Genomic DNA, 12,824 nt, shown 5'->3' on the forward strand with positions numbered 1-12,824 from the left:
ATGTTAAAAATTAGTCTATGCTTAATTTGAGCCGTTGTTAGTTTTAGGCTCACAAAGGGAGTTTTTAGGACTAATACTCTTCAAGGACGATATTATGAAACTCAACATTACCGCCATACTTCTGCTCACCGTTTGTTCATTGACCACAGTCAACGCAAAAGCTGCAGATAAGCAATCGCCTAACACTAGATCTAACGCAAATTCAACCTGTACTGGAGCCTATCCAAGTTACTTCCAAGATCCTGCTTTTGCAAAAACAGGTATGTGGGATAATCAGGTCACCATCAATCAAGCCTATCCGGGCTGGAAGGGGCCTATTTTTAGCCTCAGTGATGCTTATTCGAGTGCTAAACCAGATAGCGCTGCACCTTGGCTTAAATTCAATCCCTTCGATAAAAATCTGAGTGAAAGTGATAAAAATACCCAAGCTGAGCAATACCTCTGGGCTGTGATGAAGTACATCCAAGAGGGAAACATCGACAAAGGCGATGTCAGTAAAGACTGGGATCTGTGTAACAATAAGGTGCGCTCTTGGTACCATATTCCCTATCAGACCTATGATCCCATGAGTGGGCGGGAATTTATCCATGGCTTGACCCGAGAAGCCCCCGTTACTATGGAGATAAAAGGCCAAGGCTCCCTTAAAACCACTATGTGGGCGGTGGGTTTTTATAATCCTCAGGCGGCAAACAGCATTAGCAAGGTATGGACGGGGACGCCATCACCTGTGATGCCCCAGCAAAATTTTGCATTTAATGAAGGTAGTGTGATTGGCAAGTTACTGTTCACTACCGCAACGCCTAATAACTATCCTTTCCTTGAAAATGTACCTGTTTGGCAAGCCAATATCAGTGCCAGTGATTTCTGTGTATGTAAAAACGCCGATGGCAGTGCCTGTAGTTTCCAACAGGAAACAGAGCAATGCCCGCGCTCTGTTGCCGATGTGTACTTATTGCAGTTTGATATTGCAGTGCGCGACAGCCGTTCACCCGTGGGCTGGGCCTATGGCACTTTTGTCGCCGATGGTCAGTTTAAAGCGAAAGAGAAAAATCCTTGGGATCGTATCTCACCTCTGGGATTAATGTGGGGGAATGACACGCCGCCAGCAACTGTGGGAGCGGCAGCATTCCCTCAAAAACCAATCACAGGGCTTAAGGATAGCGCCGTATTTCAAGAGGTTGTTGGCCGTTTGAATGAGCACACCAATGCGGGACACTTAGGGTGTAATGGGCGCCTAAATGGCCCTGCGGATAATGCATTAAGTAGCTGTTTATCTTGTCATCAAACAGCTTCAGTTCCCGATAGTACCAATAATACACCGGCAATCCTGTACCAATTTGCCTCGTATCAAGAGCCGGGCAGTGGTCAATGTTTAACATCGCCCAGCGCCCTCGATTTATCGATTGACCAAGTGTATTTCAAAACCTTTATGTGTTCTGCATCCTTCGTTGGACCCAGTAACATAGTCCCTGCACCTAAATATACTCAAGGGCAAAAACAGTGGATTTCTACTGATTTTTCATTGCAGCTCAGTATCAGTCTCACCCAGTGGCAAGAATGGCAACAAGACCAAGATAACCTGAAAAAGAATATCAAAGTACGTATATTTGATGGCACTTTACCCTCGCGCTAATGTTGGCGTTTAATTTTAAAACCAACGCACTATCTGGCATGACCTGTTAGATAGTGCGTTTTTTATGGCAATACCCATGGCTTATTTTGAAATTAATGCAAATTAGCTTGTTCTTCTACGTGCTTTTTCCTAAGGTGATTGCAAATGATTTTCAATGAGGCGTGATATGAATACCCATCTGCAGTTACAGGTAAACCATTGGCTTGAAAATGATCCAGACCCTCGCACTCAAGCCCAGTTACAAACCCTAATTGATAGCGGCAATGATGCCGAACTCGCGGCGCGGTTTGCGGGTCGCTTGGAGTTTGGCACCGCAGGATTACGTGGTGTCGTCGGTGCAGGGCCTATGGGGATGAACCGTTTGGTGATCCGCCAAACCTCTGCTGGTCTTGGTGCTTATCTACTTGATCAGATTAAAGATGCAGCCGAGCGTGGCGTGGTGATTGGTTATGATGGCCGCCACGATTCATTTAATTTTGCCCATGATGCGGCGAGTGTGCTCACCGCTATGGGGATTAAGGTGCGCTTAACGTCCAAAGTAGCGCCAACGCCGCTAGTGGCCTTTGGGGTAAAACATTTTAATGCGGCAGCGGGCATTGTGGTGACCGCGAGTCATAACCCGCCGCAATACAATGGCTATAAAGTCTATTGGGAGAATGGCGCGCAGATTATTCCGCCCCACGACTCTGGCATTGCCGCGCAAATTGAGCGCGCCGCGAATCAAGCGATTCCGTTTTTAGAGCATGATGGCGCGGTAAACCAAGGTAAGTTAATTATCCTGCAGGACGATTTTTACCAAAGTTATCGTCATGGCGTGCAGCAAGCTGAGGTGCTGCAAAACCATACCGCTCCTGAAAAGGTCAGTTTAGCCTATACCGCCATGCACGGCGTGGGTGCCGAAATGGCCGAAACGGTATTGAAAGATGCAGGTTTCACCCAAGTGTATTCGGTTGCCTCCCAGCGTGAACCCGATGGCGATTTCCCGACGGTTAACTTCCCAAACCCTGAAGAAAAAGGGGCGATGGATTTAGTGATTGCCGAGGCGAAAAAACACGGCGCTATGCTCGCCTGTGCTAACGATCCCGATGCCGACCGTTTTGCGGTCGCAGTGCGTAAAGAGGATGGCGAGTATCAGATGTTGACGGGCGATCAAGTCGGTGTGCTCTTTGGGCATTACTTGTTATCTCACGCCAAAGATAATCAACGACTTACGGGCACAACGATAGTGTCATCGAGCCTGTTATCTAAAATTGCTCAAGGGTTTGGCACGCAAAGCTTTACCACGCTCACCGGCTTTAAGTGGCTGATGAATGTGGGGATTGCAAAAACTTCGCCTGAGGATCAATTCCTGTTTGCCTATGAAGAAGCCCTTGGCTACACAGTTGGCAGTATGGTGTGGGATAAAGATGGCTTGTCGGCGCTGGTGGCATTTGCCCAATTAGCTGCCGAGCTGGTGGCGAAGGGGCAAACGATTTGGGACAGACTCGAGCAAATTTACCGTGAGCATGGCTTCCATCTCAATGCGCAGGTGAGCATTGCGCTAAAACCTGACACGCCCAATATTGGCGCCTATTTGCGCGAGCATCCACCGGTTAAGATTGGTGAGTTAGATGTGCTCTCAACCGATGATTTAAAGGCACTTGAGCGTCGTTTTGCCGATGGAAATGTTGAGAAAATCGACTTACCACCGAGCGATGTATTGACTTACTGCTTAGCGGGCGGGGCTCGGGTGATCGTCAGACCATCTGGCACAGAACCTAAAATTAAGTGCTACTACGAAGTGGTAGAAACTATGGTTGATACAGATACCTTAGCCAGTGCCCAAGCGAGGGCGAGCAAAGCCATGGATGATTTTATTCAGGCACATCAAGCCAGTTTGCCAAAGTAACGTTTTAACTAGGCCAAAACCCTCAACATTCACTTTTATTAAAAGGCTACTGACATCATGCTGTCAGTAGCCTTGTTTTATTCTTGTTGTCGCCCGTTAATGATTCAGTTCTGAATTTTATAAATAAGATTTTGAATCATTGATATTTTTCAACAAGGAGAAAGTGAAAATGTTATCTATTGCACCGTTAGTTTGGGGTGAAATTCCTGTCAGTGATATGAACCGTGCCGTTGCCTTTTATCAGCAGCATTTTGGGGTTGAGTTTAAACGTGACGATATGGAAGACATGGAATATGCGACCATAGTCACCGAAGATGCGAGTGCGGCGAGCATAGGGCTAGTCAAATGCAGCATGAGCCAACCATCGATGCAAGGCAGCACTGTGTATCTGCATTTCAGCGCACAATTGCAACCTTTAGTGGATAAACTGATCGCAGCAGAGGTGACGATTATCCTGCCAGTCACACCGATAAAAGACGGTGAGTGTGGTTATATCGCCTTATTTGCCGATAGCGAAGGTAACAAAGTCGGTCTGTGGTCTAAGGATAAGTAGTCGTAAGTGATTAATGTATTAGCGTCGTGGCCTTAAGGCACGACGCTAAAATCACGCAATTAACTAAAGCATGGGTTTAGATTTCTATGGAAGAAACAAAGATGGATGTGGTTTATATTGATGCTCGACCGTTACTTGGACTAAGCACCCGCACGAATAATCGGGCAGAAATGTCTGTCGATAGCGCGAGAATAGGTAGTCTGTGGCAAGCCTTTTTTGAATCATCCCAGCTCACCGCTATGCTCAATTCGCCCATGTATGGCGTGTATTATGACTATGAGTCAGACATGAATGGCGAGTTTTCTGTGCTGGTGGGTAAGGCAATTGATGCCCCTGTTGATGCAAGTCATTTTACGCCATTGGAGCTTAACGCGGGCGAATACCTTAAATTCACAGCTCAGGGTGATATGCCCCAGTGTGTTATCGATCTTTGGGGGCAAGTGTGGGGTTATTTTAGCGCGGCTGATTGCTCTCATCAGCGACGCTATCAAACGGATTTTGAAGTCTATCTCAGCGCCACTGAGGTTGAGATTTATATCGGGATTTTATGATTTAAATCGTAAAAACACTCAAGTGTGTATTCAAGGACATACCAGCGATTGACCTAGGGTAATAATACTTAATCAATTGATTGATAGATAAAGGGTTAAACCAGAGCTAATGCGCCGCGCCGATCGCCTATTTCAAATAGTGCAAATTCTCAAACATAAACGCCTGACCACAGCCCAAGAGTTGGCTGAACGGTTAGAGGTTTCTACACGCACGATTTACCGTGATGTGCAGGATTTGTGTTTAAGTGGCATTCCTATTGAAGGGGAAGCGGGTGTCGGCTATTTGTTGCGCCACGAGGTTAATGTTCCGCCCTTGATGTTTAACGAAGCCGAACTCGAAGCGATTCAAGTTGGCATGCGTATGGTGCAAACTTGGGGTGGTAAGGAGCTTGGTAGCGCAGCGAGGCAGGCGATGATCAAAGTCGAAGCCGTACTACCAAAACGACTACAAGCCTATCAATCCTTGATGTTTTCACCGGACTTTTACCTCGATTCCAATGAGTTCCAATTCCTCGATCCCTTGCGTAATGCGGCTCAGCGACGCGAATACGTCAAACTCTTCTACCAAGATGTCAAACTGGATGTCACCGAGCGGGAAGTTAGGCCGCTCGCCATCTATTTTTGGCGTGGTACTTGGACCTTACTGACATGGTGTGAGCTACGTGCTGATTTTCGTAATTTCAGGGTCGATCGCATCACAGGTCTTGTGCGGTTAAACCGTCATTTTGATCTCACTCTTGGGCAAGAGCTTGAAGATTATATTTGCCTGATGGATGAGCAATCAAAGGCGCGAGCAGAAGCGAAAGAAAAGCCACTCGAATGAGTGGCTTTGTATTACATTTTTAATTTGCTAGTAACTGGCTAGTTGTATCGAGATCTCTCTGATCCTAGTGTCATAGCTGTTATTGAGAGCCTAAGCTCACCGTTTTTAATTGTTTAACATGACTTCACTTGATTGCGAAATATTCAGTTTTTTGATTAAACTATCTTCATCATTGTTTTGGAGCTCGCCGACGGCAACCTGAATATTGCGACTCAGTCCTAATTTTTGAGCGCTTTTAGGACGATTAGCAATGTCTTCATCCGTTAGTGGATAGGATTCACTCGCATCGATATTAAATTGACTCGAATCTATTGCGGTAAATTTACCGCTGATAGGTGCGCCATGTTGTCTAACAATATTCGCCAATTGCCACTCAAACCCACTTTTTGACTGTGCAGAATTAATCGCAGTAGGCCAATCCCATACACCATAACCGTTTATATCTTGATGAAGATATTGATCGGCTAAGGCTTCTGGTCCATTAAAATTATTCGCATTCGCTCCGCCAAAGGTGTAAGGGAAGTTAGGTCTATTTGTCGGATGATTAATATGCGCATTACCACCCCATTTTAAGAAGTTCTCATATTTTATATCGTACATCATATATAAACTTGAGGTGTATGGGACATCTGCCTTTTGTTTAAATAGGGTGATTGAGATATAACGTTTGCTGCGAGGCGGCATAATTGCGCGGTACTGCGCCTGACTCGAAATCGTTGTACTTTTGCCGTCGGTTTCACTCCAACCTTGGCTGGCAGAAAATTCGGCGCTGATTTCAGAACTCGCTCCACCTATTCCTGGAATACCCACTTCATATTTATTGGTTACGCCAATTTTCTCGGAGAAGGAGAAATTATCGGTTTTGGCCCAGCTAGTGGTGTAATCATAGTTTAGGGTGGCGACACCGGTATCTTCGGTATCGCCCCAGTTATAGATAACCACAGGAGCAGTATAAATAGCCTCACGATCATAAACTTGAGGTGAACCTAACTTTAGACTTTGAGGATTAGTGACGAAATGAATATTTTGTAAATTTATCTTCAAACGTTCATTCGCTCTGTAGCCGCTTGCATAAGGATCATTGCCGTTATAGCGGGCTTTAAGACTGTATTCGTTGCTCGATTCTCTTCTGACTTCGATGTCTTCACCAACATACTGGGATGCTGTACCGCCTGCCCATGCATATCCAAGATGGTGTCCTAAGGAGAATAACGAGCTGATAAACGAGGGGTCGTTAATTGCATCATTTTTAAGCGAATCAAGATCAGGGGCTGCGTGTTCTACCATTGACAGTTTTGGAATAGTATTCGGAATAGCAGCTTCGGCCAACAAAGAAACAGTTCCAAGTGCGGTTAAACAGGATAAAGTTAATATACCCAGGCTAGATTTTGTTCTCATGATTGTTCCTTTATTTTAATAAAATACGTCCTTTCATTGAGAGCACCGATGGCAATTATATGTGGTTCTAAATCATATAAATAATCATTACTGCTAGGCACATCTAAAAACTAGCACTTTTATTTTTATTAAACAAAATAAAAATGAATTAATTTGATGTGTGTTTTAATTTGGTTAAAAATGTTAATTAATTTATTTTTAAACGGTATTTAGAACTTTATAATATAGTATATTTACTTTAATTTTTAGTGGGTTGGTTTTTGAATGTGGATTAATATTTATGCGGCATTTTATTATGTAAAACTTTTTAAATGGACTCTTCATTCCGAGAACTATACCGAGAAAAATACTAAGATGAGTGCCGTAATAGATATAGTAAATAACATTTTTGAATGGACGTTTTTAGAGACTAAATAGTTTGAATATGGTTAGGTTAAGTATTTTGTTTGAGTCTTTGTTATTGCTGATAAATATCATCACTCTTCCATTATCGTCGATGTGTGAAATACTGTTAAAGCCGATACTGTTAGTTGCACAGACATAAGAGCCTAAATACATGAAGATTGTGGAAGATCAAGATAACGTGGAAGTGATTTTCTAGGGGGCGATGTCTCAGAGGGGGGTAGGCTGTGTAAAAGAGTGGTAGGAACGGTGTCAGTGATTGATGCAAGAGTCAGTGCCGTTGCTGAGTACTGACTCTTTGTTGACTTAGTGGATAAAGAAAAACAGTCCCATACTCAGTACTGTGGTCAGCAAGGTATTACGGGTGATGAGCGCCAACACAGTAGCGACTACGGCGCAGATGAGATAGCTGTTGTCTAGGCTCAGATCGAGCAGACCTTCTTGCACAAACACTATAGGCGCAAAGATCGCAGTGAGTACCGCAGGGGCTGAGTAACTTAAAAAGGTTTGGGTGCCCTTACTTAATCGCAGCGGTAGTTTAGGCTCAAGTAGTAAATGACGACTGATAAACACAACCGCCGCCATTGAAAAGATCATTAACCAAATCATGCTTTTTCTCCTGACAATGTTTTTGTCTTAATGTCAGTCCCAACTCCAGTATCCACTTCTGTTTTGGTCTGTGCGCTTGCTAACTGGCTGGCGGATTGTTCCGCGGGTTCCGCTTCCTTGGTCACTTTGGCGTAAAGTACACCTGCCGTCATTCCCGTAATGGCGGCAATGAGCAGTCCCGCTTGAATTTTAAAAACGGCGCATACTACTGCTAGGGTGAGCGAGACTAATACACAGACGAGAATCGATGGTTTTTTTATGGTAGGAACGACCAGAGCGATGAAGGTGGCTGCGATGGCAAAATCTAATCCCATCTCATCTAAATTCTCGATCGCATTGCCCGCCACTATGCCAAGTAGTGTGGCTATGTTCCAACCGATATAGAAACTCAAGCCGCCGCCAAGGGCGTACCAAGGGTCGAACTTATGTAACTTGCCTTGATTGGCGATGGCAAACAGTTCATCTGTGAGCAAAAAATCCAATGTTAGGCGCCACTTTAACGGCAACGGACTGATTTGACTGCGCATCGCCATTGCATATAACAGATGGCGTGAGGTGATGAGTAACGTCGTAATTAAGATACTCCACAGACCAATACCGGCTTTCACCATGCCCAGTGCCACTAATTGAGCCGCGCCCGCAAAGATAATCGCCGACATAGCTTGGCTCTCAATGGGCGTTAGCCCAACCTCAATGGCGAAGGAGCCGGCTAAAATTCCCCAAGGAACCACTGCTATTGTCAGCGGCATCATGGCCAAGGTGCCTTTTAAAAATGCCTTGGATTTTGTGGGATGCACAGGATAAACATCAGGTTTTATAAGCTTGTCGGTGGTCACTTTGGCTCCTAAAAATTGCGGCGACGGGGTTGCTGTTAAACAATAAATGCTTGGATAAGGTTGCTTGCTCAGTCAATCGAGGAGAAAGCAAGAATGAGCATGGCAGATTAACTTAAAGTGATTGTTTAGGCTTGGATAATATTGCGGCCTATTTCTTTGGCAAATTGCCCTGGCGTAACACCGACTGTCTTCTTAAAATGTCGATTCAAGTGACTTTGATCGTGAAAACCACAATCGAGGGCGACATCGAGCAGCCGTGTGCCTTGTTTGATTTTTCCTTTGGCGAGTCTCACTCTTGCCTGAATTTGGTAAGCGTGGGGCGGTAAGCCGTAATAACGCTGAAATTGCTTCAGCAAATAATAGGGGCTTAATCCCGCGAGTGTTGCCAGCTCTTCAAGGGAGATGTCGGCTGCAGGATGATCGTCGATAAAGGATTTCACCAGTGCTAACGCAGGCTTAGCGATTACAGCGAGGTCATCGCTTGGGCGATTCTTGCCATGGCGTGTCATCAACTGTGTCAAGCTGGAATAGACCAAGCTTTCGCGCAGTAATCGATTGTCCGATGAATCTAAAGTCGTAAAGGTGAAACGCAGTAATTCGGCTAATTCAGGATCGTACACTACGGGCTCAGGGAAATAGGGCGCACCGCGGTTTGATGCTAGCTCACTGTTAATATTGGCAAACTGCGCGGGTACTGGATACATGGCACGATAGGACCAACCGCCCTCGGTGGCGCTACAACCATTATGGACTTCGTCGGCGTTGACGAGAATGATGCTGTGCTTTGGCGCCACATGGTTGCCACCCGTGCGATAAAAACGCTGCGCCCCCGTTTCAATCACGCCGACTGTGTAACCTTCGTGGGTGTGCCGACTAAAGTTTTGTTTATGGTAGTGGGCATTGAGTAACTCGAGGCCACCTAATTCACCGGCAATCTGGTAGGCCGCATGTTCTGTGTTCACACTAGGCCTCCGTGTTTAGTGTATGAATGGGCGGGTTGTGCCTGATAGTAACCCAGAAACCCTCAGTGCTTTTGTACAAAATTGCGCATATAGGATTTTGTTTGCGTTTAATGGCGGTTTCTTAATGTTTGTTGCTTAATGCTTGTCGCTTGAGATTTTTCGTTCAGTCTTGCTCGCGACAGGTGTTATTTAGGTCGCCTGCTGTAATGTTGTGAGTTCTGCACCTGCGATAGCCTCTAGGTGTTGAGTGATTTTCTCTATCGGCCAATCCCACCAAGCGATGGCAACAAGCTCATCTATCACAGTTTGCTCGAATCTCAGCTTGATCACTGTGGCAGGATTACCGCCAACCACAGCGTAGGGTGGTACATCTTTTGTTACTACGGATTGACTGGCAACAATGGCGCCGTGGCCAATTTTTACCCCAGGCATGATAGTGGCGTTATAACCAATCCACACGTCGTTACCGATACAGGTGTCGCCCTTAAAAGGTAAATCTTCGGGCTTGGGCGCCGCTTTCTCCCAGCCATTGCCGAAGATATAAAAAGGATAAGTCGAGAAGCCAGATACTTGATGATTAGCGCCATTCATAATGAATTTCACGTCTTTCGCAATGGCGCAGAATTTACCGATATTCAGTTTATCGCCAATAAAGTCAAAGTGATAAAGTACATTCGACTCGAACCTTTCAGGACCAGCTGGATCGTCATAATAAGTGTAATCACCGACGATAATGTTCTCGCGGGAAATAAAATTTTTAAGAAAGCCAACCTGGGGAAAGCCTTTCATCGGCGCTTTATCGTTGGGATTTGGACCTAACTGCGGGTGAGTGTGGGTACTTGGCATGAATACCTCAGTGCTTAAAAGAGTTGTTTACTAGGGTAATGCATTGTCTTTTTTGAATCGTCGTACTTTGGTACGTATATTCTTCATCGGGGAGTAAGTGTTGAACTGGATCATACGGCCCAGAGTCCATTTATCGTACCAAGTTATGCCGTACAGTTGCTGATCACTGAGACTCGCAATCAGCGTTGACAATTTTTCCATTGTCATTTCATATTCATCAAGTAAATCAGTATATTGCCATTGGCTATATTCATGATGAAATCGCTCTGCTAATAATCCCAGTTGATTCCATTTATAACCCGTATCGGGAAAATCAACGGGGAGTGCTTGCGATGTTAACTCGTACCATTTGAGCACTAATTTACTCCAACCAATAAGGTAAGCTACGGTATCACTTACACTAATTTGTGTACCTTTGATGTTTCCTTCTATGCTGCACACACGGGACATTTGGGCTGGGATTGAACGATAGTCTGCCATCAATTTGGGGAAAACTGAGTAAATAGCCAATTCAAGTTCTTGTTTTGATCGGGGTACAGATGACATCACTACCTCGTTTACATTAGATGCTTAGGCTGAGTTTCACATCGTCCATTGGGCTGTTTAGTATTCACCTGTCACAATAAGCTCTTGTTCAATAGATTCAACTACTAAGGCAAGCGTACTATTGTCTCGCTTAAAGCCGACAGAGCAAATTGCCATCGCGCCGTTACCACAGGTTATTTCGGGGTAATCTGCTGTTATTGGCGTTTCATCTTCTGCTACAGGCGCTAATACCCAGCCAGCAGCCAATAAACTTGATTTCACCTAAGCATACTTTTTACCCCATAACGCGCTGGTGTCCTGTGCTTGAGTAAATAGAGGCAATGCGCCAAGACTTAGCATGATCAGTGGGAGAATGATTTTTCGCATATAAAGCTTTCAGTTCCTATGTGATTTCGGGGATGATTGATGGTTAATTTTTAAAGGCTAAATCAACGTCGTGGGGCTTCATCCCACACCCGACCAAGGAGGACTGCTCGTCCTATCCTCCTTGGATTCTCCAAGACGTCCCAACGGAGTTGAAAGCTCCTTGGGCATTAAGCGTCCTTATGCTATCGCGTCAGACGCTCGTCCCTGATTCGACTGACGCTATCTCGGCATCCATGCCTCGATCACGCAACGAACGCAAATGCTCTGCGGCAACTCCGAGGGGAAGGTGAACTCCTTCTGCTTTTGTGTTGTTTGCAAGTCATGCAAAGCAAACCGAGTAATGCTTACAACCACTTTTAGACATTTAACAATGGGTTTCTCGTTAAATTGCTTAATTTCGTTAATCCCTGTGTACTTTTTTAGCAAGTTTTCACACTATCAATGTCCATTTTTAAGTCGGCAAATTAGGGCATAAATTCACTTTCAGCCTTCAAAATATGTGGATGTCCCCACTCTTCTTTTTACCCCATTAGTTCATGCTCATGCTGGGGGTACGTAAGAAATTTAAATTGGACTAAAAATAGTGTGTTATGTTTCGAGTCGTACATATTTTAATCTACTCTTTTAGTTTGCTTAATGAGGCGTTAGGCACTAGGGAAAACTACTTTGCAAACAGATGATCAACTAGATATGGCTAAGCTAGATGTCGCTTTGCGCCGTCTAGAGAATGCCGTTCTTAAAAACCGGAGCACGATCTACTGCCACAGACTATGGAGCCAGTTCATACGTCTCCGTGACTTACATCGCTGCGTAGTGTGTGATAACCCCGACCGGGTATCGGCACATCACATCCTTCGCAAAAGCTTCTTGACGCAGGCAAGATACGAAACAGGTAACGGCATAACACTTTGCCAATCCTGCCATTCAAAGATGCATAGCGCCTTTAACGGACGTCCCGATTTAGGACTTCCAATGGAAGCGCAAGGAGGAGAGAACATTGAAGAAATGATTGAACTCCTTGGCTATCTTGCCTCAGATGCACAAGAGCGCGGAATCCTGTGTGACAAGTACTACTTCTTAAGCGATCAATACCTGAACGCATGCAAGAATTTCCAGGGTATTGAGAACAGCATAGAGTTCCCTTGTACGCGCCTTGAGCAGGCGTATTGGATCTGGCGTCAAACGCCCCGCCAAATGCTTAATGCAATCCTCTCTGCGAACGGAATAGAGTTTCCACCAAACTTCGTCCAGCGCGGGCCGATCACATGGTTATGACCTTTCCCTGAAGAGTGAAAGAGTGATGACACCAACACCTTCATAGTTACTCTTTGACACCATAATCCCTATTGGATGTGATTAACATCGCAGCCATGTAATGACGTTATTTGTATTTTTATAGGCTACAGATTGC

At 45.0% G+C, this 12,824-nt stretch carries 13 protein-coding genes and 1 pseudogene; 7 read left to right on the forward strand and 7 right to left on the reverse strand.

Features of this window, described 5'->3' with window-relative positions:
• The first annotated feature begins 94 nt into the window (after positions 1-94).
• The 5 genes from HGO26_RS04585 to HGO26_RS04605 all read left to right on the forward strand — a co-directional run bounded on the left by HGO26_RS04585 (position 95) and on the right by HGO26_RS04605 (position 5,448).
• Positions 95-1,633 carry a hypothetical protein gene (locus HGO26_RS04585; RefSeq protein ID WP_168823614.1) on the forward strand — a complete coding sequence of 513 codons (1,539 nt, stop codon included), beginning with the start codon at positions 95-97 and terminating at the stop codon, positions 1,631-1,633.
• 166 nt (positions 1,634-1,799) lie between these two features.
• Positions 1,800-3,521 carry a phospho-sugar mutase gene (locus HGO26_RS04590; protein ID WP_168823616.1) on the forward strand — a complete coding sequence of 574 codons (1,722 nt, stop codon included), beginning with the start codon at positions 1,800-1,802 and terminating at the stop codon, positions 3,519-3,521.
• A 169-nt stretch (positions 3,522-3,690) separates the two neighbouring features.
• A complete protein-coding gene (locus tag HGO26_RS04595) occupies positions 3,691-4,074 on the forward strand; it encodes a VOC family protein (RefSeq protein WP_006081088.1) in 384 nt (127 codons plus the stop codon).
• A 101-nt stretch (positions 4,075-4,175) separates the two neighbouring features.
• Positions 4,176-4,625 (forward strand): GyrI-like domain-containing protein, encoded by a 450-nt coding sequence (locus HGO26_RS04600; protein ID WP_168824100.1) that lies wholly within the window; start codon positions 4,176-4,178, stop codon positions 4,623-4,625.
• Positions 4,626-4,734: 109 nt separating this feature from the next.
• Positions 4,735-5,448 carry a helix-turn-helix transcriptional regulator gene (locus HGO26_RS04605; RefSeq protein WP_028760503.1) on the forward strand — a complete coding sequence of 238 codons (714 nt, stop codon included), beginning with the start codon at positions 4,735-4,737 and terminating at the stop codon, positions 5,446-5,448.
• A 105-nt stretch (positions 5,449-5,553) separates the two neighbouring features.
• Here the strand turns inward: HGO26_RS04605 and HGO26_RS04610 are convergent, their stop codons facing one another.
• The 7 genes from HGO26_RS04610 to HGO26_RS04640 all read right to left on the reverse strand — a co-directional run bounded on the left by HGO26_RS04610 (position 5,554) and on the right by HGO26_RS04640 (position 11,308).
• Positions 5,554-6,846 carry an aerolysin family beta-barrel pore-forming toxin gene (locus HGO26_RS04610; protein ID WP_168823618.1) on the reverse strand — a complete coding sequence of 431 codons (1,293 nt, stop codon included), beginning with the start codon at positions 6,844-6,846 and terminating at the stop codon, positions 5,554-5,556.
• A 708-nt stretch (positions 6,847-7,554) separates the two neighbouring features.
• Entirely contained in the window at positions 7,555-7,857 is a 303-nt protein-coding gene (locus HGO26_RS04615; protein ID WP_028760501.1) for an AzlD domain-containing protein, read from the reverse strand.
• Entirely contained in the window at positions 7,854-8,693 is an 840-nt protein-coding gene (locus tag HGO26_RS04620; RefSeq protein WP_168823620.1) for an AzlC family ABC transporter permease, read from the reverse strand. Before HGO26_RS04620 ends, HGO26_RS04615 begins: the two co-directional genes overlap by 4 nt.
• 125 nt (positions 8,694-8,818) lie before the next feature.
• Positions 8,819-9,655, reverse strand: coding sequence for an AraC family ligand binding domain-containing protein (locus HGO26_RS04625; protein WP_168823622.1), 837 nt, complete (start codon positions 9,653-9,655; stop codon positions 8,819-8,821).
• Positions 9,656-9,844: 189 nt separating this feature from the next.
• Complete coding sequence (locus tag HGO26_RS04630; RefSeq protein WP_168823624.1) at positions 9,845-10,501, reverse strand: Vat family streptogramin A O-acetyltransferase; 657 nt, start codon at positions 10,499-10,501, stop codon at positions 9,845-9,847.
• Between the two features lie 30 nt (positions 10,502-10,531).
• On the reverse strand, positions 10,532-11,047 hold the full coding sequence (locus HGO26_RS04635; RefSeq protein WP_168823626.1) for a ClbS/DfsB family four-helix bundle protein: 516 nt from the start codon (positions 11,045-11,047) through the stop codon (positions 10,532-10,534).
• Between the two features lie 57 nt (positions 11,048-11,104).
• Positions 11,105-11,308, reverse strand: coding sequence for a hypothetical protein (locus tag HGO26_RS04640; RefSeq protein WP_247651466.1), 204 nt, complete (start codon positions 11,306-11,308; stop codon positions 11,105-11,107).
• Positions 11,309-12,103: 795 nt separating this feature from the next.
• Here HGO26_RS04640 and HGO26_RS22540 point away from each other — a divergent pair.
• Positions 12,104-12,340: pseudogene (locus HGO26_RS22540) on the forward strand (HNH endonuclease); the annotation flags it as partial.
• 45 nt (positions 12,341-12,385) lie between these two features.
• Positions 12,386-12,688 (forward strand): hypothetical protein, encoded by a 303-nt coding sequence (locus tag HGO26_RS22345; protein ID WP_247651468.1) that lies wholly within the window; start codon positions 12,386-12,388, stop codon positions 12,686-12,688.
• The last annotated feature ends 136 nt before the right edge of the window (positions 12,689-12,824 follow it).

The organism is Shewanella oncorhynchi (genome assembly GCF_012584455.1).
GTDB lineage: Bacteria > Pseudomonadota > Gammaproteobacteria > Enterobacterales > Shewanellaceae > Shewanella > Shewanella oncorhynchi.